Here is a 26,687-nt window from a genome sequence, read left to right as displayed (position 1 = left end):
TATAAAGCTATAATTATAAACTAAAATTTTAAATTTATCAAAACCTCTAAGGAAAAAATGCAAACTTTTTTAGTAGATGAAAATTCAAGGCTTGATGTGTTTTTGGCTAAAAAATTAAACCAAAGTCGCAATCAAATTGCTTTACTTATAGAAAAAGATTGCGTACAGGTTAATGATAAAATTCAAGATAAAAATTCATTTAAGCTTAAAAATGGTGATATTATTTCTATTATAAGTTTAAAGCCTTGTGATGGGATAAAACCCCAGTTTGAAGTGGATTTTGATATTGATGTGTTATACGAAGATGAAGACTTGCTTGTTTTAAATAAACCTTCAAATTTAGTCGTTCATGGAGCAAGTAGCGTTAAAAATGCCACTTTGGTGGATTGGTTAATAGAAAAAAAATATACTTTATCAAATTTAGGAGGAGAGATAAGAGCTGGTCTTGTTCATAGATTAGATAAAGATACAAGCGGAGCTATACTGATAGCGAAAAATAACTTCACCCATCAAAAATTAAGCGAACAGCTTGCAGATAAAAGCATGGGAAGAATTTACCTTGCGTTAATTGATTTGCCACTAAAAGAAGATAAAATTATAGTAGAAAAATTTTTAATGCGTTCGCCTTCTAATGCTATTAAAAAAATAGCCATAGATAAGGAAAATAAATTCAGTAAAAACGCAAAATCAGCTTTTATAAATGTAGTAAAAACTGAAAATTTAACTTTGATGGCTGCTAAGCTTTTTACAGGAAGAACTCATCAAATTAGAGCGCATTTGGCTAGTTTAAATCGCCATATTTTAGGCGATAGTTTGTATGGTTATAAGGGTAAGTATGATTGTAGGATAATGTTGCATGCTTATTTTTTGTATTTTATCCATCCAAAAACCAAAGAGCAAATTTTTGTTAAAGCACCTTTGATGGAAGATTTTAAAAACATTATGTTTGAACAAATTAATTTAGGAGAGAATGATGAAAAGATTTCGCTTGAGTTTTTACTTGAGTTTTTTAACTCTTTTGCTTAGTGCTTGTAGTGTTTCGCAAATGAATTCGCTAGCTTCAAGTAAAGAGTCTGCTGTAAATGAAAGCTTGCCAAAGGTTGAAAGTTTAAAAAGTCTTAGTGATATGAGTAATATTGCTTTTGAATGGGAGCCTTTATATAATGAAAATATTAAAGGATTTTATTTGTATCGTTCTAGTGATGAAAATCCTGATTTTAAACTTGTAGGCACGATTAAAGATAAGTTTCAAACTCATTATGTAGATACTAAATTAGAGCCTGGTACTAAGTATCGTTATATGATGAAAAGCTTTAATGAGCAAGGACAAATTTCAGAAGATGGCAAGGTTATAGAAGTGAGCACAGCTCCAAGACTTGAAGCTGTTCCTTTTGTTCAAGCTGTGACTAATTTGCCTAATTGTATTAAACTTATTTGGCGTCCGCATCCTGATTTTAGGGTTGATTCTTATATTATTGAAAGAACCAAAGGTGATGATAAAGAATTTAAAAAAATTGCAGAAGTAAAAAATCGTTTAAACGCTGAATACATCGATAGTGATTTAAAACCTAATGAAAATTCAAGTTATAGAATTATTGCTGTGAGTTTTAATGGGATAAAGAGTGAGCCAAGTCAAGTTGTAAGTTCTACAAGCAAGGCTTTGCCTCCTCAAGTTGAGCATTTAAGTGCTAGCACAGATGGTTCTAATAAAATCATTTTAACTTGGGATGCTCCTACATATGAAGATTTTTCTTATTATAAAGTTTATTCTACGAGCTCAAGTTTCCTTCCTTTTAGTGTTTTGGCAAAGACTGATAAAAATTCTTATGAGGATATAGTAGAAGGAGCAGGTAAAAGCAAGTATTATAAAGTAACAATGGTGGATAAAGATGGTCTTGAAAGTCCTATGTCAAAAGATGGTGTAGAAGGTAAAACTTTGGGCAACCCTTTGGCTCCTAGTATTATTTTGGCTCAAAGCACAAGCGAAGGGATAAATTTAGAATGGAGTGATAATGATACTAGAGCTGTTGAGTATGAAGTAAGACGCTATGGCGGGGAGCAAAATGCAGTTTTTAAAGGCATTAAAGAAAAGCGATTAAAAGATGTAAAAGCTTTGCCAGGGGTGGAATATAGTTATGAAGTTATTGCTATTGATTCAGCCGGGCTTCGTTCAGAACCTTCAAGCAAAGTTAAGGTAGCTCAGTAGTGCCAAATTTTAAAAGCAAAAAGATCAAAGAAATAAATCTGCCTTATAGCAAGGATGATGTTGAATTTCTTTGGCTTGCTAAGAATGATAATGTTAGTCTTATTTATACAAAGGTTCAAGAAGAGAGTTTTTTTCTGCAGATTAAAAAAGCACAAAATGGTTTTGTGATTAAAGGCGATAAACATACAAAACCTTCTAAAATAGGTTATTTGCAAAAGGCTTTAAAAATCTTTAAAGAAGGTTTTTGTGAGGATATTATCAATGAAGCTTTTGGACTTAAAAATAATGCTTTAATTGAAAAAACACCATTTATCGTTGATAATTTTAATGAGCTTTTATCTAGACTTCAAGGTAAAATTTATATAGAAATAGGCTTTGGATCAGGAAGACATTTGCTTTATCAAGCAAAAGAAAATCCAAATGTTTTAATTTTAGGGGTGGAAATTTACAACCCAGCTTTAACTCAAGTGGCCAAACTTGCTAAAGCACAAAATGTAAATAATATTTTGCTAATCCAAAGTGATGCGAGATTGTTATTGAGTGTATTAAAATCAAAATCAGTTGAAAAGATTTTTTTACATTTTCCTGTTCCTTGGGACAAAAAGCCTCATAGGCGAGTTATTGGGAAAGATTTTTGCAAAGAATGTGCTAGGGTTTTAACCCAAAATGGTCGTTTTGAGCTTAGAACAGATAGTTTTGAGTATTTTAATTTTACTCTAGAACAATTTTTGACTTTTCCTGCTCCAAAATTTAGTCTTAGAAAAAATGAAAATTTAGAAATTTCAAGCAAATATGAAGATAGATGGAAAAAGCAAGAAAAAAATATATATGATCTTTGGGTATGGAATTTTAACCAAGAGTGTAAAAACTATGAGTTAAATGAATTTAATCTCTCATCGGTTGAACTTTCTAAAGAGGATTTGAAAAAAATAGAGCAGAACTTTAAAAATATTACTATAAAAAAAGATGATTTTTTCTTGCATTTTGAAAGCATCTATAAACAAGATGAGAATTTGCTTTTAAAGGTTGCTTTTGGAGCTTTTAATAAGCCTGAACATTGTTATTTGCATCTTGATAAAACGATCGATTTTGCTTTTAAAGAACCATTTAAAATTCAAGAAAATATTAAAGCAATAAATGAATTAAAAGAAATTTTAAAAGTTCAGTTTAAAATATAATTTTTCTTGAAAATTAAGCAAAAATAAAGCATAATTTAAAAATTTAAAAAGGGAAATTAAGGAAAAAGGATGCCTAATTTAATCCAAGCAAATAAACTTACTTTAGGTTATGATGAACTAGTTATTAAAGAAGCAAGTTTTGCTTTTAAGGATGATGATTTTGTTTTTATTACGGGTAAAAGTGGGAGTGGTAAGAGTACGCTTTTAAAGTCTTTTTATGGAGATTTAGAACCTATTTCTGGTAAGCTTGAAGTATGTGGATCTTTGATGAATAAAATTGGAAATTTAGAACTTTTAAAATTGCGTCAAAGAATAGGGATTATTTTTCAAGATTATAAACTTGTACAAGAATATAGTGTTGAAAAAAATGTTATGTTGCCTTTAATGATTAAAGGTTATAGCAAAAAAGTATGCCATGATCAAGCTACTAAGCTTTTAAAGCATGTAAATTTAACTTTTAAAGCAGATAAATTGCCTAATCAACTTAGCGGTGGTGAGCAACAACGCGTCGCTATGGCTAGGGCTTTAGCTCATAATCCAAAGCTTTTGCTTTGCGATGAGCCAACGGGAAATTTGGACGAGTATTCTTCTGATATTATATGGACTCTTTTAAAGTCTGCTAGAGAGCTTTTAGGAACTTGTGTTATAGTGGTAACACATAGAATTCCTAGTAATTTAAGAGTGGATTATCGTCGTTTTAATATAGAAAATGGAAAAATGAATGAAATTTTTTAAAACACATTTATCTTTAATTTTACCTTTACTTTTTATGATGTTTGCTTTTGAATTTATTTTGATTACAAATGCAACTTTGAAGCATTATGAAGAACTTGTTAATAAAGATTATAATATTATAGTTGTCAGCAAAACTGAACTTGATCAGAATGTAGTAAAAACAAAAGTACCATTTTTTGCTGGACTTGAATCTTTAGATCCTAAGGATTTAATTGATCGTTTGAAAAATGATGTTTCTGAAAAGAATTTGAAAGTTTTAAAAGATTCTCTGCCAAAATTTTATACTTTAAAATTAAATTCTTTACCCGATCAAAATGAACTCAATTCGATTAAAAATCAACTTTTAAATATTGTAGGTGTTAGTAAGGTTGAAACTTTTTCCAAAACCCATGATAAGATATACTCTTTGCTTATTTTGATGAAATTTGTTTTTTGGTTATTTTTGTTTATCATTATTTTACTTGCCTTTGTTTTGTTTTTAAAACAGATGAGAATTTGGCTTTATGAACATACCGATCGTATTGAAATTATGTGTTTATTTGGAGCTCCGTTTTGGTTTAGATCTTTTATGCTTTATAAGGTGGTTGTGGTTGATTGTTTTATTGCTTTTGTTATTTTACTTGCCTTTTTTACCCAAATTTTTGATCTTTCTATTATCCAAGAAAGTTTAAAGGCTGTAGATATTATTTTTCCACCTATTAACTTTATTTTACATTTGACTTTAATTTTTTTAGCTACTTTGTTTATTTGCTTGTTGTGTGTAAATACGGTTATGTTTAAGGTTAAAAGATGAGAAAAAATATTCTTATCTTTTTTTGTTTTTTTTTTGTTTGTTGATATAAGTTTAGCAAACGCTATAAATGAAAAAACAAAAAGTTTAGAAGAAAATAAACGCATACAAGAACAGTTAAATAAAAAACTTGAAGATTTGGCTAGCGATATTTTAAATGGTGAAAAAAGTTTGAAAGATCTAAGTTTGCAAATTGAAAGCTTAAATTCACAAACTTCTAAGCTTGAAGCAAGTGCTAAGGCTCAAAATCAAGAGTTAAACACCCTTACAAGCCAAAATGAAGATTTGCTTAAAAGTAAATCAAATATGGAAGGTAAGCTTATATCTTTAATGGCTAAAGATTTTGCTTATGATTTACCTATCCCTCAAGGCTATATTGAAAGTGAAGAAAGTTTTATGGCTTTTGAAATTTTAGGAAGTTTAAACAAAGTTTTAAATGAAGAAATTTTTAAAATTTCTAAAGATTATGAGGGAGTAAGCAGGCTTATTGATGATAAACAAGCTCAGATTAAGAAAATCAATGAAAGTCTTAAGGATTACAACGCTCAATTAGCCAAGCTTCAAAGTTTAAAACAAAAACAAATTAGCGAAATTAATAAACAAAAAACAGATCGAGCTATATATGCAAAAAAACTCGATGATTTGCAAGCTCAGCAAGAAGAGCTTAGAAAAACATTAAATCAATTAAAAATTATTGATGATAAAGAAGATGCAAATTCAAACAAAAATGATGCTAAAGTAGTAAAAAATAATCAAAAAATAAGACAATTGGGTTCAAGCTATCAAGGAAGTTCAGTCAAGCGTTACACAGGAAAAAAAACCATAGCTCCATTGGATTCTTTTACTGTGAAGCAAAAATTTGGAAATTATGTTGATCCTGTTTACAATCTTAAAATTTTTAACGAGAATGTAGTTTTAAGAAGCAATAAAAGCGATGCAGTTGTTAAAAATGTGCTAGATGGAAAAATAGTTTTTGCTAAAGATACTAGTATGCTAGCTCGAGTTGTTATTGTTGAACATGATAATGGCATACATACAATATACGCACATTTAGATAAGATTGCTCCTAATATTAAAGTTGGTAAGAATATTAAAAAAGGTGCCGTAGTGGGTAGAATAAAAAATGATCTTACTTTTGAAGTAACTCAAAAAAATTTTCATATCAATCCTTTGGAACTCATTAGCTTAAATTAGCTAAATTTAATGGAATTTAAAATATAATTTCAAGTTAAATAAGGAGAAATAATGCAAGAGAGAAAAAGAGTTTTAGTAAAATTTTCAGGAGAGGCTTTAGCAGGTGAAAATGGCTTTGGTATAGAAAATTCTATTTTAAAATTCATAGCTTCAGAGATTAAAGAACTTATAAAAAATCAAATAGAAGTAGGCATAGTTATAGGCGGTGGTAATATTATTCGCGGAGTAAGTGCTGCTAAGGGCGGATTGATTAAAAGGACAAGTGGAGATCATATGGGAATGCTTGCTACAGTTATCAATGCTATTGCTATACAAGAAGCTTTGGAAAGCTCTGGACTTGAAGTTAGGGTTCAAAGCGCCATTCAGATGGAAGCATTTTGTGAAACTTATATTATGAGAAGAGCACAAAGACACTTAGAAAAAGGTCGTGTTGTGGTTTTTGCTGCAGGTACTGGAAACCCTTATTTTACTACGGATACAACAGCTATTTTAAGAGCTGTGGAAATTGATGCAGATATGGTAATAAAAGCTACAAAAGTTAATGGAGTTTATGATAAAGATCCAAAACAATTTGATGATGCAGTATTTTTAAATACTTTGAGTTATGATGAGGCTATGCAAGATAATATTAAAGTGATGGATGATACAGCTATAGCTTTAGCTAAAGATAACAAACTTCCTATTGTGGTTTGTAATATGTTTGAAGAGGGTAATTTACTTAAAATCATACAAGGTGATACTAGCCTTTGTTCAATCGTTAAAAATAATTAAGGAGAAAATTATGGATAAAAGAATAGAAGAAGTAGCGGCAAAAGCTTTGGAAAAAATGGGTAATGATAGATATCGCCTTTCTTTAGTGGTAGCAAAAAGAGCGGAACAATTGGCAAATGGAGCAACCCCTTTGGTAGACTTTGATAAAAATAAAAATAAACTTGCAGATATAGCTTTATATGAAATTGCAGAAAATAAAATCACTTTAGAGGGTTTAGTTGAAACCAATCGATGAAGAATTATTGCTTGAACAATTAATCGATAATGTAAAAAATTGTAAAGATTTAGAAGCTGCTAAGGCTTTGCTTTTCGAAATTTGTGGCCATGATGCCATTCTTGAAAAAGCGGTAGATTACTGTATATTTTGCCATGAAGGGCAGTTTAGAAAAAGTGGAGAGCCTTATGCGGTACATCCTATTTTAGTAGCAACACTGGTTGGATTTTTAAGTGAAAATAAAAGCAATATTTTAGCTGCTTTATTGCATGATGTGATTGAAGATACAAACTGCACTGAAGAAGAACTTAGAGAGCAGTTTGGTTCTGAGGTTTTAAAACTTGTTTTAGGACTTACTAAAATTATAGAAATTAGAGAAGATAATCTCATTTCATCAAAATCTAAAAAAAGTTTAACTAAATCAGCCTTGACTTTCAGAAATATGCTTTTAGCAAGTATTGAAGATGTTGGGGTTTTGATTGTGAAGTTATGCGATAGGCTGCATAATATGCTTACTCTTGATATTCTAAGAGAAGATAAGCAAAAAAGAATCAGCGAAGAAACTTTAGTTGTATATGCCCCAATAGCCCATAGACTTGGTATTTCAAGCATAAAAAATTATTTGGAAGATCTTAGTTTTAAATATCTTATGCCAGATGAGTATAGGCTTATTGACAATTATATCAACTCCAATAATCAAGAAATGCAATTAGGTTTAAATGAATTTATTTCCAAAATCGAACTTTTATTTTTGAGCAATGGCTTTAGACAAGGTAGTTTTGAAATTCAAAAACGCATTAAGCATAGTTATTCTATTTATCTTAAAATGCAAAGAAAAGGCATTGGTATTGAAGAAGTTCTTGATTTGCTTGGGGTAAGAATTTTGGTTGAAAAAGTAAGTGATTGTTATTTAGCTTTGGGAATTTTACATACACATTTTAATCCCTTGGTTTCGCGTTTTAAGGATTATATAGCCTTGCCTAAACAAAATGGTTATCAAACCATACATACCACACTTTTTGATGCTAAAAGTATTATAGAAGCACAAATTCGAACTTTTGATATGCATAAAATTGCGGAATTTGGTATAGCAGCACATTGGAAATATAAAGAAGATGGCAGTGTGGTTGCACCTCGTCTTGATTGGCTTACAGATATTTCAATGCAAAGTATAAACAATCTTGAAAATGCAGAAGATTATAATGCTATTGAACTTTATGAATATGCTAAAGATAGTCTTTATGTTGAAGATGTCGCAGTTTATTCTCCTAAGGGAGAAATTTTCACTTTGCCTCGTGGTGCAACGGTTCTTGATTTTGCCTATGAAGTGCATACTAAAGTAGGGCTTCATGCAAAAAGTGCTTATGTAAATCGTATTAAAGTGCCTTTGTTAACCGAGCTTAAAAATGGCGATATTGTGCGAGTGGTTACTAGCAATGATAAATTTTATCGCTGTTCTTGGATAGATAGTGTTAAAACAGGAAAAGCAAAAGCAAGTATAAGGGAATTTTGTAAGCAAAAAATCAGAGAGATTAATCTAGCAAGCTCTATTAATATGTTAAGTTTTATTTTTGGAGTTGATAAAAACAGAATTGAAACTTGGATAGAAAAAGAAAATTTAGCCAGACGTATTAGACAAGTAGCAACAGATAGTGCTTATTTGAAAGATATAGTTAATGGTCTTAAAAAATACGCCAAGAAGTCATATTGGTTTGATAAATATGAGATTAAAGAGCAAAAAATAGGAAATTTTACTCTATATTGTAACCATAAAATCGCTAATGTGGATTTTGATTTTTGCTGCCATCCAAAAAGAGGTGATGCTGTTTTAGCTTTTGTTAAAGGTGGTAACGCTATTGTCCATCATAAGCTTTGCGATAGAGCTGATAAAATGATAGATAATAATCAAGATATGGTATTTATAAAATGGGATTCTAACATCCCTAAATCTTATAAATTGATTTTTTCTTTGGAAAATAAAAAAGGTATTTTAGCGGAATTTTTGGCATTTTTAGCTAAAATGCAGATAAATTTATTAACAATTAATTTATCAAGTGATTTAAATTCGGCGGTAGATTATTTTGAGATTACAATGGAAATTCCTGATAATATCAATCCAGATAGTGTCAAGGATAGGTTAAAATCTCGTTGTAAAATTTTAGATTTTACATCTTTAAATGATGCTTATAAAGAAGGTTAAAAAGGTTTATTATGGATATAAAAAAAATATTAGCAGAAGTTAAGCGTGGTTGTGCAGAGCTTATTGATGAAGAAAGAATAGAAAATTTAATTAAAAATTATTATGAAAAGGGTGACAATTTCTTTATAAAGGCAGGGTTTGATCCTACAGCGCCTGATTTACATTTAGGCCATAGCGTGGTTTTAACAAAAATGGCTTTTTTGCAAAAACATGGAGCTATTGTGCAGTTTTTGATTGGAGATTTTACAGGACAAATTGGCGATCCAAGTGGAAAAAGTGCAACGCGTAAAAAGCTGGATAAAGAGCAAGTTTTAATCAATGCTAAAACTTATGAAACGCAGGTTTTTAAGGTTTTGGATAAAGAAAAAACACAGATTAAGTTTAATTCTACTTGGCTTAATGAACTTGGAGCCGCGGGTATAGTAGAGCTTACTTCAACTTTTAGTGTAGCTAGAATGCTTGAGCGTGACGATTTTACCAAGAGATTTAAAGAGCAAAGCCCTATTTCGATTTGTGAGTTTTTATATCCCTTACTTCAAGGATATGATAGCGTGGCTTTAAAAAGCGATATTGAAATGGGTGGAACGGATCAAAAATTTAATCTTTTAATGGGAAGACAGCTTCAAAGAGTTTATAACATAGGAAAAGAACAAGCTGTGATTATGATGCCTTTACTCGAAGGTTTAGACGGTGTAAACAAAATGAGTAAGAGTTTAAATAATTACATTGGTGTTACAGAAAAAGCTAATGATATGTATGCTAAAATTTTAAGTATTAGTGATGAATTGATGTTTAGATATTATGAACTTTTAAGTCAAAAAAGCTTAGAAGAAATCGCACAAATAAAAAAAGATATAGAAAAAGGCAATTTACATCCTAAAAAAGCTAAAGAAAATTTAGCTTTAGAGATTACGGAGCGTTTTCACTCCAAAGAAGAGGCTAATAATGCTAAGTCTGAATTTGATAAAATTCATTCTCAAAATGCTTTGCCAAGCGATATGGCTGAGTTTGAAATACAAGGAAAAATTTGGCTTGCTAAGGCTTTAGTTGAATGTGGTTTGGAAAGTTCTACTTCTGCGGCAAGAAGAAGCATCAGTGCTAATGCAGTAAGTGTAAATTCTCAAAAAGTTAGCGACGAGCAAATGTATTTAGAACAAGGAGAATACATCTTACAAATAGGTAAAAGAAAATTTGCAAAATTAAAGGTAAAAGAATGAATTTACAACCCTTACAAATAGGAAAACATACTATAAAATATCCCATTTTTCAAGGAGGAATGGGACTAGGCATAAGCTGGGATAGATTAGCTTCTGCAGTTTCTTTAAATGGTGGACTTGGGATTATTTCTTCTGTGGGAACAGGATATTATGAAGAAAGAAAGTATGCAAGTAAAGAATTAAACGCTAAGCCTTATGGAAGTGAAAATTTTTACTCACGCAAGGGTTTGCAAGCTTTGATTAATAATGCAAGAAAAGTTTGTGGCGATGCACCTTTGGGGTGTAATATCTTATGTGCAAGTAATGATTATGCAAGAATAGCACGCGATGCTTGTGAGGTTGGTTTTAATGTGATTGTTTCAGGCGCTGGACTTCCTACAAATTTACCTGAATTTACTGCAGATTTTCCTGATGTGGCTTTAGTGCCTATCATTTCATCTGCAAAGGCTTTAAAAATTATTTGCAAAAGATGGCAAAGCCGTTACAATCGCTTACCTGATGCAGTGGTTTTAGAAGGGCCAAAAAGTGGAGGTCATCAAGGTTTTACTTATGAGCAGTGCTTAGATCCGAATTATCAGCTAGAAAAATTAATCGCTCCTGTGGTAGAAGAGGCTAAAAATTGGGGGTCTTTTCCCGTGATTGCTGCAGGTGGAATTTGGGATAAAAAAGATATAGAAAATGCTATTTCTTTAGGGGCTAGTGGTGTTCAAATGGGAACGCGTTTCATAGGAACTTTTGAATGCGATGCGAGTGAAGAGTTTAAAAGCGTTTTGCTAGCTTCTAAAGAAGAAGATATAGAGCTTATTAAATCTCCTGTGGGTTATCCTGCTCGTGGAGTTAGAACCCATCTTTTAAATTTGGTAGATAAAAGAATGGGTCCAAAGATTAATTGTATAAGCAATTGTGTAGCGCCTTGTGGACGTGGAAAAGAGGCGACTAAAGTAGGGTATTGTATAGCAGATAGGCTTTTTGATGCGTGGTCAGGCAAAAAAGAAACAGGACTTTTCTTTACAGGTGCAAATGGATATCGTTTAGATAAGCTTATCAGTGTTAAAGAACTTATGGAAAAATTGGTTAATGGTGAATAATGGCTAAAATTTTTGTATTTTTAGTATTTGTTTTCACAACTCTTTTTGGAGTTTATGAAAATGAACTTGCAAATTTTGATAAAAATTTTATCGGTTCTAAAAGTGAAGTGCAAGTAAAATTTCACCATCAACTCAAAAGCCTTTATATACAAAGTGTTATTAATGAAGATGAAAAAACTAAAATTGAAATTTTAAAAAGATTGATCATCAGTTCAAATACCTTAAATTTAGATGACAAGTCATATGCTAATGAGTTAAAAGAAAGTGGTATAAGTGAAGCAAGTATTAATGCTTTAAGAAAGGCTGTTATTAAAGATATTAAGGTTCAAAATATTTCTCAAGACACTGAAAAATCAACTTTTGAACCTATAAAAACAGTTCAAAAAAATGAAAAAAAATCATCTAACGAACAAATAAAAAATACAGAAAAAACAAATTCTAAAACTTCGCAAGCACCAAAGAGCAGTATCGTTTCTAAAGCAAAAAGCGATGATAAAATTTATGTTTTAAAGTCAAGTAAAACAAACCAAGGTGTAGAGTTTAAACTAAATGCAGATTTGGATAAGGATCAATTAAAAAGTTTTGCTTTAGACGAAAAAGGAAATTATCGTTTTATTAGTGATTTTGATGGGGTTTTAGAAGGGGGTAAAAAAGAGTTTAAATTTGATGACTATCGTTTAGTGATTTCACAATTTAATCCCAAAACCATACGCATAGTGGTTTATGCTAAAGAAAAAATTCCTATTGATATATCTTTTAAAGAAGAAAAAATAATTTTTTCAAAAGAAACCACTAGCCAAAAAAAGACTGAGCAAGTTAGTAAAATTTCAGAGAAAAAGCAAGATCAAAAAACAGAAATTAAAACCAAAGTTTTAGAAACAAAAAAACAAGATAAAAAAAACAATAAAGAAAAAGAAAATCAAGAACCTTTATATGTTTTAGATGTGGATAAAATTTCTAATGCTGTGGTGTTGAATTTAAGCGATGATTTAGATGAAAAAGAAATAGCAGTATTTGATACCAAAGATCAAAAATTCCGATATGTTGTAAGTTTTAAGGGTGTGTTAGAAGGTAATAGAAAAAGCTTTACTTTTGGACAAAATGTGATTACAGTTACTCAATACAATCCAAAAACCGTTCGTGTGGTTTTGAGTGCTCCTAAAGAATTTAAACTTTTAAAGGAGTTGGATAATAATAATCTCACTTTAGGTTTTTATATACAAACTACAAATCAAAATGCAAACAAAAAAGCAACTCAAAGTTCTAGTAAAACTTTAAATACAAATTACAAATTAGGAAAGCTTGTGGTTATCGATGCGGGGCATGGTGGAAAAGATAGTGGTGCTTTAAGTGATAAAAAAGGAAGTTTAAAAGAAAAAGATATAGTTTTAAGTATGGCTTTAAAACTTGGAAATGAACTTAAAAAACGCGGTTATAAAGTGCTTTATACTAGAAGTTCGGATAAATTTATCAATCTTCGTGATAGAACCAAATATGCCAATGATAAAAGAGCGGATTTGTTTATTTCTATACATGCTAACGCAGCACCAAATGCCACAAAAGCCAAAAGTAGCGAAGGCGTGGAAACTTTCTTTTTAAGTCCTGCAAGAAGTGAAAGAAGTAAAAAGGCAGCAGAAAAAGAAAATCAAGGGGATTTTGAAGAGATTAATTATTTCTCAAAACAAAGTATTTTAAATTTCTTAAATCGTGAAAAAATCGTTGCTTCAAATAAACTAGCCATTGATGTACAAAAAAATATACTCACTCAAACACGCAAAAAGTATAAAATTGTAGATGGCGGTGTAAGAGAAGCACCTTTTTGGGTTTTAGTAGGTGCGCAAATGCCTGCAATTTTGATTGAAATTGGCTATATTACACATCCAAATGAAGGCAAAAGAATCGCCAATAAAGCTTTTCAAGATTTATTGGTTAAGGGTATTGCCGATGGAGTTGAGAGTTATTTTTATAACAACCGATGAAAAAAGCTAAGCTAATTTTTAAGGATAATACTCCTTTTTCTTTGGATTTTGATGATTTTTATTTTAATTCCAAAGATGGCTTAAATGAAAGCAAATTTGTTTACACTCATTCTTTTGAATGGAAAAATCAAGAAAATTTTATTATCGCAGAGAGTGGTTTTGGTATAGGTTTAAATTTTTTTCTTACTTTGAAACGCTTTTTAGAAACTACCCCTTCTAAGCGTCCTAAAAAACTTTTTTATATTAGCGTAGAAGCTTTTTATATCGAAAAAGAACAATTAAGAGAAATTTATCAAAAACTAGAATTTTATGAAGAGTTTAAAGAGCTTTTAGAACAATTTTTAAAATTTTATCCTAAGGCTAAAGAAGGAATTTATCGTTTTTATTTTGAAGATTGTTTTTTAGATCTTGTTTTTGAAGATATAGCTGTTTTAAAAGAATTGGATTTTAAAGCTGATGTTTGGTATTTAGATGGATTTTCTCCAAATAAAAACTTGCAAATGTTTGATGAAAATTTAATCTTTGAAGTGGCAAGACTTTCTAAAAAAAATACACAAATTTGCACCTTTTCTTCGGCAAGTTTTTTGCAAAAAAATTTAAAAAAATATGGTTTTAGAGTAGAAAAAACCAAAGGTTTTAGAAAAAGAGAAATGATTAAAGCTTATTTGGAAAATGAGCTTGAGTTTAAAGACAAAGAAGCGTATTTTTCAAGAACATTTTCATCTTTAAAAAATAAAAAAGTAGCTATTATTGGTGCGGGTATATCAAGTGCTGTTTTAGCTTATGAGCTTAGTTTAAGGGGTTTTGAGATAGATGTTTTTGAAAAATATTTAGAATTAGGCAAGGGTGCAAGTGGAAATGAAAGTGGAATTTTAAGCTCTTTAATCTTAAAACCTAAGGTAAATTTAGGGGAGTTTTCAGAGCTTTCTTTTATAGAAGCAAGCCGTTTTTATAGACAAATTTTAGATTTAGAATTTAAGGGTGTGGTGGAGTTTGCACATAATGATTTGATGCAAGAAAGATTTGACACACAAAGAGAAAATGTTTTGTTTAAAATTTCAAAAAATCAAGCTTTTTTAGAAGAGGGTGGAGTGATTTTTCCAAAAAATTTGGTTAAAAATCTTTTTGAAAAAAGTAAAGCTTGTATATATTTTAATCATGAATTTCAAGCTTATAAATTTGAAAATGAGTGTTTTACTTTAAAATTTAAAAATGATATTGTTAAAAGTGATTATGCGGTTTTGATTTATGCTATGGGTGCAGATACAAAAGATTTTGTTTTTTATGATGAGATGAAATTAAGCAAAGTAAGAGGTCAAGTTACACATCTAAAACCTTTTTTAGATACCTCATTTGCTTTATCTTCTAAGGCTTATATTTGCCCTGTAAAAGATGATTTGCAAGTGATTGGAGCAAGTTATGATAGGCTTAATGCAAGTTTAGAATCAAAAGAAGAAGATGATAAACAAAATATAGAAAATATAGCCGAATTTATAGATAAAAATACAAAATTAGAAATCATAGGTTCTAAGGTAGGCTTTAGATCTTATTCGAGTGATCGCTTTATGATAGTTGGAAATGCCTATGATGAAGTGTTTTATAAAGAAGAATATAAAGCTTTATTATGGACAAAAAACAAGGAGCAAAAACCAGCTAAAATGTCTTGTAATTTGTATTTTAATTTTGCTCATGGATCAAGGGGTTTTAGCACAAGTGTTTTAGCGGCAAGGTATTTGTGTGCATTGATAAATAATGAACCCTTGTGTTTAGAAAAAAAATACATCCACGCTATTCACCCTGCAAGATTTTTGATTCGCAAACTCAAAAAAGGTTTATGATTAAGCTTTAATTAAGAGTGATACTAATATTTGCTTATGAGAGTAAGTTTTTAACTTTATTTTAACTTTCTTTATTTTATTATTATAGAGAATAAATTTCATGTTATAAAGGAAATATAATGATTGATTATCATCAAATAGAGTCGCGTTTATCGGCTCTTGAAAAGCTTCCTTCTTTGAAAGACAATGATAGTATTACAAAAGCATTAGAAAAGTCAGGTTTTTCTAGAAGGGATTTTATGAAATGGGCAGGTGCTATGACTGCATTTTTGGCTTTGCCAGCGAGTTTTACTCCTATGGTGGCAAAAGCTGCTGAGCTTGCTGATAGGCTTCCTGTTGTGTGGCTTCATATGGCTGAGTGTACAGGCTGTAGCGAGAGTTTGTTAAGAAGTGATACTCCAACGATTGATAGTTTGATTTTTGATTATATTTCTTTAGAATATCACGAAACAGTGATGGCTGCAGCAGGTTGGCAAGCTGAAGAAAATTTAGAAAGTGCCATTCAAAAGCATAAAAATAAATACATTTTAATGGTTGAAGGTGGTATCCCTATGGGTGATACAGAGCATTTTTTAACCATAGGTGCACATGGAAAAACAGGCTATGAGCTTTCAAAAATGGCAAGTGAAAATGCTTTGGCAATTTTTGCTATAGGAACCTGTTCTAGCTTTGGAGGAATTCAAGCCGCAAGACCAAATCCTAGCAACGCACAGCCTTTAAGCAAAGTAACAAGTAAAACTGTGATCAATGTTCCAGGCTGTCCTCCAAGTGAAAAAAATATAGTGGGTAATGTACTTCATTATTTATTATTTGGTGAGTTACCAGCACTTGATGTGTATAATAGACCAAAATGGGCTTATGGTTTAAGAATTCATGATCTTTGTGAAAGACGCGGACATTTTGATGCGGGTGAATTTGTACATGCTTTTGGAGATGAAGGAGCAAAACAAGGTTTTTGTCTTTATAAAGTAGGTTGTAAAGGACCTTATACTTTTAATAACTGCTCAAGAGAGAGATTTAACCAGCACACTTCTTGGCCTATTCAAGCAGGGCATGGTTGTATAGGTTGTTCTGAGCCTAATTTTTGGGATACTATGGGACCTTTTGAAGAGCCTATGGCTAGTCGTAAATTTGATACTGTTTTTGGTTTGGGTGCGGATAGTGTTTCAGATAAAATCGGTATAGGTGTGCTTACACTCACAGGCGTTGCTATAGCAGCACACGCAGTTATATCTTCCATGCAAAAAGATAAGGAATAAAAATGAGTCAAAAAATAATCGTAGATCCTATTACAAGAATTGAAGGGCATTTAAGAGTTGAAGTTGTTGTTGATGATAACAATGTGGTAAAAGAAGCTTATGCGGGCTCTACTTTGTGGCGTGGTATTGAAACCATAGTAAAAGGGCGTGATCCAAGAGATGCGGGTTTTATGACGCAAAGAATTTGTGGAGTTTGTACTTTTTCACATTATAAAGCAGGTATAGTTGCTGTTGAAAATGCTTTAGGTATTACTCCGCCTTTAAATGCGCTTTTAACAAGAACTTTAATGAATGCAGCTTTATTTTTACACGATCATATTGTGCATTTTTATCAACTTCATGGGCTTGATTGGGCTGATGTGGTAAGTGCTTTAAGTGCTGATGTTAAAAAAGCAAGCGATGAAGCTTTTAAATACACTCCAAATCCTTATGCAACAGGTGCAGATAAACTTCTTGAAGTGCAACAAAGACTTAAAACTTTTGTAGATAAAGGAAATTTAGGACCTTTTGCTAATGCGTACTATGGTCATCCAACTTATCGTTTAACTCCTGAGCAAAATTTAATCGTTCTTTCTCACTATTTAGAATGTTTAAGAATTCAAAGAATCATTGCTCAATGTATGGCGATTTTTGGAGCTAAAAACCCACATCCACAAAGCTTAACCGTTGGTGGTGTAACTTGCGTTATGGATTTGCTTGATCCTGCAAGAATGGGTGAATATATGGTTAAATTCCAAGAAGTACAAGACTTTGTTAATCGTGCGTATTATCCTGATCTTGTGATGGCAGGAAAAGCTTATGCACATGAAGCAAGTGTTTTAAATGATATAGGGGTAAATAATCTTTACACCTTTAAAGAATTTCAAATCGGAAGAGATGAATGGCTTTTTGAAAGTGGTATTATCAAAAATGGAGATTTAAGCAAGGTTTATGAAGTAGAAGAAGATAAGATTACTGAAGAGGCAACTCATTCTTGGTATGCAGACAATGAACCTTTACATCCTTATGATGGCAAAACAAATCCAAATTATACAGGACTTGTAGATGGAGAAAGCGTAGATCATCATGGAAATAATGTTCATTCTAAAGTGTTTGATACTAAGGGTAAATATAGTTGGATTAAAGCTCCACGCTATGAAGGAAACCCTATGCAAGTAGGACCTTTAGCAAATATCGTTGTAAATTATGCTAAGGGTAATCCAAATGTTGTTCCTGTGGTAGATGAGTTCTTAAAAGAAACAGGACTTCCTTTAAATGCTGTATTTAGCACACTTGGAAGAACAGCTGCGCGTTGTATTGAAGCAAAAATCGTTGCAAATAATGCTTTAAAAGCGTTTAATAATTTAGTTGAAAATTTAAAAGTAGATCAGAGTACTTGTGCTCCTTATGTGATCGATAATTCTAAAGAATACAAAGGACGCTATATGGGGCATGTGCCACGCGGAACATTAAGCCATTGGTGTAGAATTAAAAATGGCGTCATTGAAAACTGGCAAGCTGTGGTGCCTTCTACTTGGAATGCAAGTCCAAAAGACGCAAATGGCGTAGGTGGAAGTTATGAGCAATGTTTGATAGGACTTAAAATCGCTGATGTAAAACAACCACTTGAAATCATTAGAAAAATTCACTCTTATGATCCCTGTATTGCTTGTGCGGTGCATGTAATGGATACTAAGGGCAATAATCTAAGTGAATATAAAGTGAATGTCAATTTATAAGGAGGCTTTCATGCAAAACAAAGAAGAAAAATTGCAAAGAAAAGCTGAATATGAATTTAGCATAGGTTTGCGTTTAACGCACTGGGTAAGAGCTATTGCTATAGTGATTCTTATTGGCACAGGGTATTATCTTTCCTATGTGTTCCAAAGTCCTATTAGTAACGGCGAACCCGTAAATTTTATGCAAGCAAAATACCGCTTAGTACATCAAGCAGTGGGTTTTGTTTTAATCGCTTGTATTATTTTTAAAGTATATTTGTTTTTCTGCGATAAGGTAAGCGCAAAAGAACGCAGAAGTGTATGGGATATTTTTAATATCAAATTATGGATAGAACAAGTAAAATTTTACATTTTCTTAGGAAAACATCCGCATTTAAAAGGGGTTTATAATCCTTTGCAATTTGTAACTTATTTTTTCTTTTATCTTGTGATGTTAGGTATCATTCTTACAGGGCTTATTCTTTATACTCATACTTACCATGAGGGCTTAGGTGGGCTTTTATATCATATTTTAAGACCGCTTGAAGCTGCAATGGGCGGTTTGGCCGATGTAAGAACTTATCATAGAATTTTGATGTGGGTGATTATGATTTTTGTGCCAGTACATATTTACATGGCGATTTTTAACGCAGTAAAAGGTAAAGATGGTGCTATGGATGCTATTATTAGCGGATATAAATTTGTAAAAGAAGAAAAGCATTGAAATTCTTAGTCCTTGGAATAGGCAATATCATGTTTGCAGATGAAGGCTTAGGCGTTCATCTTTGCAAACAACTTGAAAAAAACTACAAATTCACTCATTCTGAATTTACTTTAGATTTTGTTGATGGTGGAACTTTGGCTTTGCAGCTTAGCTATATCATCGCTAGGTACGATAGACTTATCGTTTTAGACTGTATAGAAGCGCAAGGTGCGAGTATAGGAGATGTATTTTTCTTTCCTTATGATGCTATGCCTAATAAAATTAGCTGGAGTGGAAGTGCCCATGAAATAGAAATGCTTCAAACCTTACAATACATGGAACTTGCAGGAGATTTGCCTAAAACACATATCTTAGCTTGTGTGCCAAAGCGTATTGAAGCGATGAGTTTTAAGCTCTCAGATGAGCTTATACAAGGAGCTAAAATCATGGAAAAAACTTTACTTGACTTTTTAAGCAAGGAAGGTTTTACTTATGAAAAGATTGCGGATTTTTCTTTGCAAGAATTAGCCGATATTTCTTATAAAAATTACTAAATTTTTGTTCTAAAATTCATAGCTTTATTTAAAGAAATTAAATCCACATTTTCTAAATTTACACCACTTGGAATTCCTTGAGCGATTTTACTAAAAGTTAGGTTTAAGCCTTTAAATTTATCTTCTATAAAAAAGATAGTTGCATCAGAATTAATGCTATGTGTCAATGCAAAAATGAGCTCAGAGATATTTAGCTTAAGTATGATTTGCTTTAGTTTTTCAAGTTTTTCTTCATTTAACTCATCTAAAACAAAATATAGCCCATTATAACTTTGACTCTCTTCGAGTGTTAGTATATCTTTTGGGCTTTCAACTATACATAAAATGTTTTTATTTCTTTCTTCATCGCTACAAATTTCGCAAAGCTCATTTTCGCTTAAAGCACCGCATTGTTCGCAAAGTTTTATAAAGCGGATAGCATTTTCTATATTGTGTGCGAGTTTCATACCATCGATTTGATTATTTATGCAAAGGTGATAAGCAAGTCTTATGGCGGTTTTTTTTCCTATGGTAGGTAAATTTGCAAAACTTTCAACAAGTTCATTGAATTTTTCTAGGCCTTTTGCCATTATTTTTCTTTATCTCCAAAGAAAATTTTAAAGCAATGCTTTCCATCATCATAAAAATAAATCAAATCAAAATTATGCAGTTTACATACCTCTGAAACTATATAAAGTCCTAGTCCCATACCTTTGACTTGATTGTGTTTTTCTCTTGTAAAAGCTTCAAGATAATGCTCTATAGGCTCCGCTAAAGGCTTACCTGGATTTTTAATGGTAAAACATTCTTTACAACAAAAAAGCTCACAAGTGCCATTACTTGAGTATTTTAAGGCATTATCGATAAGATTTTTTAAAATTACAGAGAAAATTTCCATATCAACATTAATTAAAGCATCATATCTTATATCGACTTTTACAACTTTATTAAAATCATCTCTCATAAGGTGCTCTTTAGCTTCTTCAAGTATAGCACTAAAACGACTAGGTTTAAAGTGTAAGTTGTAGTTTTTTGAAAATAAATTTTCGATTTTGGCAAATTCATTGATCAAAGAATCCATGCGTAAAAATATAGCGATAAGTCTTTCTTTTTGTCTGTCTTCTTTGATCATTTCAGAAATGATTCTCCCTTTTCCTATAGGGGTTTTTAACTCATGCATAATTGTTCTTAGGAAAAGTTGTCTTGATTGGATTAATTCTTGATTTTTCTTGAAAGCTTTTTGAAATTCAAAGGCGATCTTGCCTACTTCATCTTCTCGATAGTCTAGAAAATCAGGTTGTTCCCCATTTACAACTTCGGCAACTTGTCTTCTTAATTTTTTTAAAGGTTCTAAGGATCTTAATACAGAAAAATACATAAAAACAACCAACAAAGAAAAAGAGAAAAATCCTATCAATAAAAGATTATAAACCCTATCACTAGTATTTTCTTCATACAAGCTATCAAAATCTTTACATTGAACATCAAAATAAAGATTGCTATGATATTTTAAAGAAGAAAGAGTACAAAGCTCTCCGCCTGCTTTAAAAAGTGATTGTCCATTATTTCTTATAGCTTTTACAAGATGGGGATTTTGTATAGCATTAAAACCGCTGTTTCCAAGATAAGCTCCTATTTCAACACCTGAAGTGTTTTCATAGGAGATGAGTAAATTTTTTATAAGATTTTCTTGTTTTAAACTTTCTTCTTCATTATAGGCATTCCTTTCTATTTTTAAAAGAACGATAAAAAGCACACAAACCAAGAAAAAAGTAACAACAAATAAAATAATCAGTTTGGTATAAATAGAATAATTTTTTGTCATCCTATCAGTTTATATCCTATACCTCTAACAGAAAAAATATGTTTTGGAGATTTTGAACTATCTCCTATTTTTACCCTTAGGCGACCGATGATAACATCAAGGCTTTTAGAATCTTTATCTTTTAGATTTTTACAGCGACTTACAAGCTGTTCTCTTGAAACACTATATCCGTGTTGTTGGATAAGGTATTCTAAAATTTCAAATTCAGCAGGAGTAAGTGTTAAAACCTTATCTTCATAGGTGATCTCATGTCTTCTTTCATCGATTTTGAAAGCAGAGTTAATATTTTCATTATTAGCGTGTTCAATTCTTTTTGTGCGACGAATAAGACTCATAATCCTTGCATACATTTCTTTTGGATTGTAAGGCTTTGGTAGATAATCATCAGCGCCGATTTGAAGCCCCACAACTTTATCGCTTAAGTCACCTCTAGCTGATGAGATAATAATAGGAATATTGCTTTTTTGTCGGATTTCTCTACAAACTTCAAGACCATCAATTCCAGGTAAAGTTAAATCTAAAATCAGACAATCATAGCCTTGAATACCCACATTTAAAGCACTTTTAGGATTTTCAAAATTTGTGATTTTAATATTAAATTGCGCTAAATATTCAGATAATAATTGTGCAAAGTCAGGATCATCTTCTATCATCAACACATTAATCATTCTAGTGTCCTTGTAAATTTTTATGTAGTCTTTAAAATCTTTACATAATTTTATTTAAAATTTGATAAATTATTGATTTTATTTTTGCTAAAATTATATTTTTGAATTTTTAAAATTAAAATTCTAGTAAAATTTTAAATTTTTTAAAGGAATAATGTGGAAATAAGTTATTATGAACTTCTTGAAATCACGCAAAATGCTGATAAAGAAACTATAAAAAAGGCCTATAGAAAAATGGCTTTAAAATACCATCCTGATAGAAATCAGGGCGATAAAGAAGCAGAAGATAAATTCAAGCTTGTTAATGAAGCCTATGAAGTTTTAAGCAATGATGAAAAGCGAGCTATTTATGATAGATACGGAAAAGATGCTTTAAAAGGCGGTGGATTTGGTTCTAATAGCTCAGGTTTTGGTGGTTTTGAGGATTTAGGAGATATATTTTCTAATTTTTTTGGAGAGGGCTTTGGTTCATCATCGCGTCGTAGAAAAAGTTCAAATGATGAAAAAATCCCTTCAGATTTTATCTTTAATTTAAAATTAAGTTTTAAAGAAGCGGTTTTTGGTTGTAAGAAAAATATAGACTTTACTTATAAATGCTCTTGTAAAACTTGTAATGGAACAGGGGCTAAAGATGGAAAACTTCAAACTTGTCCAAAATGTCAAGGTAGGGGACAAGTTGGAGTTTCTCAAGGTTTTATCACTTTTGCACAAACTTGTCCTGATTGTCAAGGAAGTGGAGAAAAAGCTAGTGAAAAATGTAGTGATTGTAAAGGTTTGGGTTATAATGAAAGCAAAGATAGTGTCGAGCTTAATATCCCAGAAGGTGTAGATACAGGTATGAAGCTTCGTGTCAATGCTAAAGGTAATATCTTAAAAAATGGTACTAGAGGGGATATGTATGTTAAGATCATCGCCGCTGAAGATGATACTTTTATCAGAGATGATGATGATATATATATAGAATTTCCAGTGTTTTTTACTCAAGCTATCTTAGGAGAGAGTATAAAAGTACCCACCATACGCGGTGAAGCGACCTTAAATTTACCAAAGGGTGCTAAAGATGGACAAAGATTTGTTCTTGAAAAAGAAGGGGTAAAAGATGTTCATAGTTCTCGCATGGGAAATCAAATCGTTCAAATTTCTATCAAATTCCCAACTTCTTTAAACGATGAGCAAAAAGAACTTTTAGAAAAACTAAGTGAAAGTTTTGGCATCAAAGATGGTATGCATCAAGAGCAAAAAGGGCTTTTTGAAAAAATCACTAATTGGTTTAAATCTTAATTTTCCTAAAGCGTTTTAGCTTGGGAAAATTTTTTATATAAATTTAAGTTTTAAAAATCAGGCATAAAAAAAGGCGGAGCAAAACTCCGCCTTGAAGTTAGACTTGAAAGCTTCTTAGAATTTGTAAAGAGCTTGAAGTCTTACAGTGCTATGATCAGCACTTTCATTAGTGTTTTTACCTTGATCTAGGTTCACATAAGAATAGAATGCTGAGAAGTTAAGTTTTGGAGAGTATTTGTAATCTACTCTTGCAACAGCTTCAAGTTTTTTACCACCACCTAAATGATTAGTAGCTTCTGTTTTTGTTCCACCGTATACGAAGTCAGCACCAACGCGAACTGTTTCGTTGAAAGTATATCCACCAGTTACATAACCGAAGATATTTCTACCAGTATCACCATTTAGTCTTGAACCAGTAGTATAGAAAATTTCCTCACCTGCAAGTAAAGAACCAATATTGCCTTGATCTTCGATTGCAACTGTAGAAGCTTTTTCTTTATCACCGTAGTATAAACCACCAAGGCTAGCATCCCAACCATTTACTTCAATGCTACCTTTTAAAGCAAATAAATTGCCATTAGCGTATGTTTTATCAAGTTCGCTATCAAGGCTATTTCCTAAGTAAGCACCTTCAAGTGTCCAGTTGATTCCATCAAAGATAGTTGTGCTATAAGATGCATCTAAAGCATAGAAGAATGCTACTTGATCCCAGTAAGCTAACCATAATTGTGGGTTGAATTGTCCGCCAGCAAGATCATAAGAACCTACAGCAGCAGCACCGTAAAGATTTCCAATTGAATCTACTTTAAATGCACTACCGTTTGCTCCTACTAAATCTGAACCTTGTTCTGCAGCCATGAAGCTATCTACAGCAAAAGCAGCTAGAGTTAAACCATCGATGCTGTTGTTTACTACTTTGATACCTGTTCCTACTAAACCATCAACTCCATTGTCAGTCCAGATAATGTTTAGTTGTTGTTTACCAGCGATTACACTTGTAGCAACATCTTCATTTGTATAAGTTAAGTATAATTGACGAACAAAAAGTCCTTTTTGATCATTTTTTATTCCATTAGCACCATAACCACCATCAGCAGCATTATAGTCAAATTGAACAAAAGCTTTGAAGTTATCAGCTATAGCAGCACTGAAGTTAACCTGTGCTCTATATTTGTGATCTTGTTTGCTGTTGTTTAAATTTAAGTTGTCAACGAAATTTTTATCAAAATTACCTGTATCGTATCTGTATCTTAATACACCTGATACATCAACATCTTTGATCGCTTCTTCAAGTGGAGTAGCGTTAGCTGCTGAAAAAGCACCTGCAGCAAGAGCTGCAACTAAACTAAGTTTAACTAGTTTCATGAGAATTCTCCTTGTCAAAAATTAATAAAACATCGTAATTGTAGCACATAAATTTGGAGTTTTTTCTTAAGAAGCACTTAAAATAGTAAAAATTTTAAATCCGAAGGATAAAAACATCTTAAAGAAAAGCCTAGCTAAAGGGATTTAAGCTAGGCGTGTAATTTTAAGGAGTTTTTCTTATGAATGTTTTTCGGTTCGTTTAGAAGTATAAGCCTAAAAAGTAAACGAGAAGTAATATATAGTTGTTTTAAATTATTTTGATAAAAAAACAAGTAAATTTTTACAAGCTAGGGATAAAATTTTATAAGTTTCATCAAAATTCCCACTATACCAAGGATCAGGGACTTCATCGTAGTTTAGACTAGGACTAAAATCAGTGATTTTTAAAACTTTGTTTTGGGTGTTGGTGAAGTTTTTTAAAACATTTTTGAAGTTAGAATTGTCCATGGTGATTAAAAAATCGCTTTCATCGCAAAGCTTTTGAGTGAGTTTTTTGCTTGTGAAGTTTTTGTGTTCTATGTTAAGTTGGGCAAGTTTGTTTTTGGTGCCATAGTGCATACCTTCTCCATCGTGTTCTCCTGAAGTTCCAGCACTGCTTATAAAAAATTCTTTTTCTAAATTTGCTTTTTTGACAAGATCTTTCATGATAAATTCTGCCATAGGTGAACGGCATATATTGCCTAAGCATATAAAGAGTATTTTTTTCATTTTTATCCTTGAGTTTTAATTAAAAATTATAAAAAATATCATACAATAAACCCATGGAAAATTTCAATAGAACTTTGCTTGTGTGTTGGTTTGGTGTTTTTACCACAAGTATGGGGCTTAGTCAAATCGCTCCGATTTTGCCTTTTTATATCAAAGAACTAGGACATGTTGATATGAGTGAGATAGCGTTTTATTCAGGACTTGCTTTTGGGATCACTCCGCTTTTTATGGCTGTTTTTTCACCTTTGTGGGCTTTTTTGGGCGCAAAGTATGGTTATAAAAATATGCTTCTTCGTGCAAGTTTTGGGATGTCCGTTTTTAGCTTTGCTCATAGTGCTTTAGAAGTGGTTTTTGTGCGGGGTTTAACAGGGATAATTTCAGGTTTTACTTCTGCTGCTGTCGTGTTTATCGCCGTGATAGCACCTAAAGAAAAAGTGGCTTATGCTTTAGGAACTCTTTCTACGGCTTCTATAAGTGGAAGTTTACTTGAGCCTTTGTTTGGTGGCTTTGTGGCTGAATTTTTTAGTATTAGTGCGGTTTTTGATGTGGTGGCTTTTTTGATCACTTGTTCTTTTGTGACGATTTATTTTTTCATCCATGGGAGAAAAATTCAAAAAGAGGCGAAGAAAAATACTCAAAAAGTGAAAGAAAACAAAACCCTTATCATCGTTCTTTTTATCACTACTTTTGTGATACAATTTGGTATTTTTGGAGTGATGCCGATTTTAAGTATCTATGTTGAGCAAATTCATCAAGGTGGAAATTTGGCTCTTTGGGTGGGTATAGTGGTGGCTGCAAATGGGATTAGCAATCTTTTTTTCGCACCAAAACTTGGAAAAATCGCTGATAAGATAGGGCCTAGTAAGATTATTTTTAGAGCTTTGATATTTTGTGGAATTTGCTTTTATTTGCAGGCTGTAGCAAGTAATGTTTATACGCTTATTTTCGTGTGTTTGCTTATAGGTGTAGGACTTGGAGGACTTTTGCCTTGTGTGAATGCCTTGCTTAAAAAAAGTGTGAGTGCTAAAAATTTAAGTGTGATTTTTGGTTTTAATCAAACTTGTCAATTTTTGGGAAATTTTTGCGGTGCTTTTGGAGGAGGGCTTATGGCTTCACATTTTAGTGTGGAATTTGTTTTTACTTTTGTGTGTTTGATTTTTATCATTAATGCTTTTATTTTCTTAGCGTTTGAGAAAAAATATATCTTTTCAAATCAAGGTTTATAAATTTAGAAAGGT

General features: G+C 31.6%; 23 protein-coding genes and 1 pseudogene. 19 read left to right on the top strand and 5 right to left on the bottom strand.

What is annotated here, in order from left to right:
- Positions 1-57 precede the first annotated feature (57 nt).
- The 17 genes and pseudogenes from AT682_RS06745 to hydD all read left to right on the top strand — a co-directional run bounded on the left by AT682_RS06745 (position 58) and on the right by hydD (position 19,623).
- Positions 58-1,026 carry an RluA family pseudouridine synthase gene (locus AT682_RS06745; protein ID WP_002882356.1) on the top strand — a complete coding sequence of 323 codons (969 nt, stop codon included), beginning with the start codon at positions 58-60 and terminating at the stop codon, positions 1,024-1,026.
- The gene (locus AT682_RS06740; RefSeq protein WP_079263853.1) at positions 971-2,206 is read left to right on the top strand and encodes a fibronectin type III domain-containing protein; all 1,236 of its coding nucleotides are present in this window, start codon (positions 971-973) and stop codon (positions 2,204-2,206) included. Before AT682_RS06745 ends, AT682_RS06740 begins: the two co-directional genes overlap by 56 nt.
- Complete coding sequence (trmB, locus tag AT682_RS06735) at positions 2,206-3,384, top strand: tRNA (guanosine(46)-N7)-methyltransferase TrmB (protein ID WP_002882354.1); 1,179 nt, start codon at positions 2,206-2,208, stop codon at positions 3,382-3,384. Before AT682_RS06740 ends, trmB begins: the two co-directional genes overlap by 1 nt.
- Before the next feature lie 69 nt (positions 3,385-3,453).
- Entirely contained in the window at positions 3,454-4,119 is a 666-nt protein-coding gene (locus AT682_RS06730; protein WP_002853534.1) for a cell division ATP-binding protein FtsE, read from the top strand.
- Positions 4,106-4,912 carry an FtsX-like permease family protein gene (locus AT682_RS06725; protein WP_002853622.1) on the top strand — a complete coding sequence of 269 codons (807 nt, stop codon included), beginning with the start codon at positions 4,106-4,108 and terminating at the stop codon, positions 4,910-4,912. Before AT682_RS06730 ends, AT682_RS06725 begins: the two co-directional genes overlap by 14 nt.
- Positions 4,909-6,103: pseudogene (locus AT682_RS06720) on the top strand (murein hydrolase activator EnvC family protein). The gene AT682_RS06725 and the pseudogene AT682_RS06720 overlap by 4 nt, the downstream one beginning before the upstream one ends.
- 51 nt (positions 6,104-6,154) lie before the next feature.
- Positions 6,155-6,874, top strand: coding sequence for a UMP kinase (gene pyrH, locus AT682_RS06715; protein ID WP_002854049.1), 720 nt, complete (start codon positions 6,155-6,157; stop codon positions 6,872-6,874).
- Between the two features lie 10 nt (positions 6,875-6,884).
- On the top strand, positions 6,885-7,109 hold the full coding sequence (gene rpoZ / locus AT682_RS06710; RefSeq protein WP_002853464.1) for a DNA-directed RNA polymerase subunit omega: 225 nt from the start codon (positions 6,885-6,887) through the stop codon (positions 7,107-7,109).
- Positions 7,093-9,288 carry a RelA/SpoT family protein gene (spoT, locus tag AT682_RS06705; protein ID WP_002882352.1) on the top strand — a complete coding sequence of 732 codons (2,196 nt, stop codon included), beginning with the start codon at positions 7,093-7,095 and terminating at the stop codon, positions 9,286-9,288. Before rpoZ ends, spoT begins: the two co-directional genes overlap by 17 nt.
- A gap of 11 nt (positions 9,289-9,299) precedes the next feature.
- Positions 9,300-10,505, top strand: a complete 1,206-nt coding sequence (tyrS, locus tag AT682_RS06700; protein WP_002882351.1) for a tyrosine--tRNA ligase — start codon at positions 9,300-9,302, stop codon at positions 10,503-10,505.
- Positions 10,502-11,593 carry a nitronate monooxygenase gene (locus AT682_RS06695; RefSeq protein WP_002882350.1) on the top strand — a complete coding sequence of 364 codons (1,092 nt, stop codon included), beginning with the start codon at positions 10,502-10,504 and terminating at the stop codon, positions 11,591-11,593. Before tyrS ends, AT682_RS06695 begins: the two co-directional genes overlap by 4 nt.
- Entirely contained in the window at positions 11,593-13,572 is a 1,980-nt protein-coding gene (gene amiA, locus AT682_RS06690) for an N-acetylmuramoyl-L-alanine amidase family protein (protein ID WP_002882349.1), read from the top strand. The genes AT682_RS06695 and amiA overlap by 1 nt, the downstream gene beginning before the upstream one ends.
- The gene (gene mnmC / locus AT682_RS06685) at positions 13,569-15,410 is read left to right on the top strand and encodes a bifunctional tRNA (5-methylaminomethyl-2-thiouridine)(34)-methyltransferase MnmC2/FAD-dependent 5-carboxymethylaminomethyl-2-thiouridine(34) oxidoreductase MnmC1 (protein ID WP_002882348.1); all 1,842 of its coding nucleotides are present in this window, start codon (positions 13,569-13,571) and stop codon (positions 15,408-15,410) included. The genes amiA and mnmC overlap by 4 nt, the downstream gene beginning before the upstream one ends.
- 119 nt (positions 15,411-15,529) lie before the next feature.
- Positions 15,530-16,669 carry a hydrogenase small subunit gene (gene hydA, locus AT682_RS06680; protein ID WP_002853195.1) on the top strand — a complete coding sequence of 380 codons (1,140 nt, stop codon included), beginning with the start codon at positions 15,530-15,532 and terminating at the stop codon, positions 16,667-16,669.
- Between the two features lie 2 nt (positions 16,670-16,671).
- Positions 16,672-18,387 (top strand): nickel-dependent hydrogenase large subunit, encoded by a 1,716-nt coding sequence (hydB, locus tag AT682_RS06675; protein ID WP_002869087.1) that lies wholly within the window; start codon positions 16,672-16,674, stop codon positions 18,385-18,387.
- A gap of 10 nt (positions 18,388-18,397) precedes the next feature.
- Positions 18,398-19,090, top strand: coding sequence for a Ni/Fe-hydrogenase, b-type cytochrome subunit (gene cybH, locus AT682_RS06670; RefSeq protein ID WP_002855770.1), 693 nt, complete (start codon positions 18,398-18,400; stop codon positions 19,088-19,090).
- The gene (gene hydD / locus AT682_RS06665; protein WP_002869666.1) at positions 19,087-19,623 is read left to right on the top strand and encodes a HyaD/HybD family hydrogenase maturation endopeptidase; all 537 of its coding nucleotides are present in this window, start codon (positions 19,087-19,089) and stop codon (positions 19,621-19,623) included. Before cybH ends, hydD begins: the two co-directional genes overlap by 4 nt.
- Here hydD and recR read toward each other — a convergent pair.
- The 3 genes from recR to racR are packed head-to-tail and all read right to left on the bottom strand — an operon-like array spanning position 19,620 to position 22,095.
- Entirely contained in the window at positions 19,620-20,192 is a 573-nt protein-coding gene (gene recR / locus AT682_RS06660; RefSeq protein ID WP_052801995.1) for a recombination mediator RecR, read from the bottom strand. The genes hydD and recR overlap by 4 nt on opposite strands.
- Positions 20,192-21,427, bottom strand: a complete 1,236-nt coding sequence (gene racS / locus AT682_RS06655) for an ArsS family sensor histidine kinase (protein ID WP_002883830.1) — start codon at positions 21,425-21,427, stop codon at positions 20,192-20,194. The genes recR and racS overlap by 1 nt, the downstream gene beginning before the upstream one ends.
- Positions 21,424-22,095 carry a response regulator transcription factor gene (gene racR, locus AT682_RS06650; protein WP_002883831.1) on the bottom strand — a complete coding sequence of 224 codons (672 nt, stop codon included), beginning with the start codon at positions 22,093-22,095 and terminating at the stop codon, positions 21,424-21,426. The genes racS and racR overlap by 4 nt, the downstream gene beginning before the upstream one ends.
- A 156-nt stretch (positions 22,096-22,251) precedes the next feature.
- Here racR and dnaJ point away from each other — a divergent pair, with 156 nt between their 5' ends.
- On the top strand, positions 22,252-23,376 hold the full coding sequence (gene dnaJ, locus AT682_RS06645; RefSeq protein WP_002883832.1) for a molecular chaperone DnaJ: 1,125 nt from the start codon (positions 22,252-22,254) through the stop codon (positions 23,374-23,376).
- Positions 23,377-23,490: 114 nt separating this feature from the next.
- On the opposite strand, the gene porA is transcribed toward dnaJ, so the two are convergent.
- Both porA and AT682_RS06635 read right to left on the bottom strand, forming a co-directional pair.
- Positions 23,491-24,741, bottom strand: coding sequence for a major outer membrane protein (gene porA, locus AT682_RS06640; RefSeq protein WP_002883833.1), 1,251 nt, complete (start codon positions 24,739-24,741; stop codon positions 23,491-23,493).
- Between the two features lie 252 nt (positions 24,742-24,993).
- Entirely contained in the window at positions 24,994-25,449 is a 456-nt protein-coding gene (locus tag AT682_RS06635) for a low molecular weight protein-tyrosine-phosphatase (RefSeq protein ID WP_002853170.1), read from the bottom strand.
- A gap of 53 nt (positions 25,450-25,502) precedes the next feature.
- Between AT682_RS06635 and AT682_RS06630 the strand changes: the two genes are divergently transcribed.
- Positions 25,503-26,675, top strand: a complete 1,173-nt coding sequence (locus tag AT682_RS06630; RefSeq protein WP_016818184.1) for an MFS transporter — start codon at positions 25,503-25,505, stop codon at positions 26,673-26,675.
- Positions 26,676-26,687 lie beyond the last annotated feature (12 nt).

The organism is Campylobacter jejuni (assembly GCF_001457695.1).
Classification (GTDB): domain Bacteria; phylum Campylobacterota; class Campylobacteria; order Campylobacterales; family Campylobacteraceae; genus Campylobacter_D; species Campylobacter_D jejuni.
Note: the sequence above shows the minus strand (reverse complement) of the source record. Positions and strands in the feature narration are given on the sequence as shown.

Coding starts and splice junctions, on each gene's coding strand:
- rpoZ (WP_002853464.1), top strand. CDS start 6,885: ATGGATAAAAGAATAGAAGAAGTAGCGGCAAAAGCTTTGGAAAAAATG.
- hydB (WP_002869087.1), top strand. CDS start 16,672: ATGAGTCAAAAAATAATCGTAGATCCTATTACAAGAATTGAAGGGCAT.
- tyrS (WP_002882351.1), top strand. CDS start 9,300: ATGGATATAAAAAAAATATTAGCAGAAGTTAAGCGTGGTTGTGCAGAG.
- AT682_RS06740 (WP_079263853.1), top strand. CDS start 971: ATGATGAAAAGATTTCGCTTGAGTTTTTACTTGAGTTTTTTAACTCTT.
- AT682_RS06635 (WP_002853170.1), bottom strand. CDS start 25,449: ATGAAAAAAATACTCTTTATATGCTTAGGCAATATATGCCGTTCACCT.
- AT682_RS06630 (WP_016818184.1), top strand. CDS start 25,503: ATGGAAAATTTCAATAGAACTTTGCTTGTGTGTTGGTTTGGTGTTTTT.
- AT682_RS06730 (WP_002853534.1), top strand. CDS start 3,454: ATGCCTAATTTAATCCAAGCAAATAAACTTACTTTAGGTTATGATGAA.
- AT682_RS06745 (WP_002882356.1), top strand. CDS start 58: ATGCAAACTTTTTTAGTAGATGAAAATTCAAGGCTTGATGTGTTTTTG.
- mnmC (WP_002882348.1), top strand. CDS start 13,569: ATGAAAAAAGCTAAGCTAATTTTTAAGGATAATACTCCTTTTTCTTTG.
- cybH (WP_002855770.1), top strand. CDS start 18,398: ATGCAAAACAAAGAAGAAAAATTGCAAAGAAAAGCTGAATATGAATTT.
- AT682_RS06695 (WP_002882350.1), top strand. CDS start 10,502: ATGAATTTACAACCCTTACAAATAGGAAAACATACTATAAAATATCCC.
- porA (WP_002883833.1), bottom strand. CDS start 24,741: ATGAAACTAGTTAAACTTAGTTTAGTTGCAGCTCTTGCTGCAGGTGCT.
- hydA (WP_002853195.1), top strand. CDS start 15,530: ATGATTGATTATCATCAAATAGAGTCGCGTTTATCGGCTCTTGAAAAG.
- recR (WP_052801995.1), bottom strand. CDS start 20,192: ATGGCAAAAGGCCTAGAAAAATTCAATGAACTTGTTGAAAGTTTTGCA.
- amiA (WP_002882349.1), top strand. CDS start 11,593: ATGGCTAAAATTTTTGTATTTTTAGTATTTGTTTTCACAACTCTTTTT.
- racS (WP_002883830.1), bottom strand. CDS start 21,427: ATGACAAAAAATTATTCTATTTATACCAAACTGATTATTTTATTTGTT.
- racR (WP_002883831.1), bottom strand. CDS start 22,095: ATGATTAATGTGTTGATGATAGAAGATGATCCTGACTTTGCACAATTA.
- AT682_RS06725 (WP_002853622.1), top strand. CDS start 4,106: ATGAAATTTTTTAAAACACATTTATCTTTAATTTTACCTTTACTTTTT.
- pyrH (WP_002854049.1), top strand. CDS start 6,155: ATGCAAGAGAGAAAAAGAGTTTTAGTAAAATTTTCAGGAGAGGCTTTA.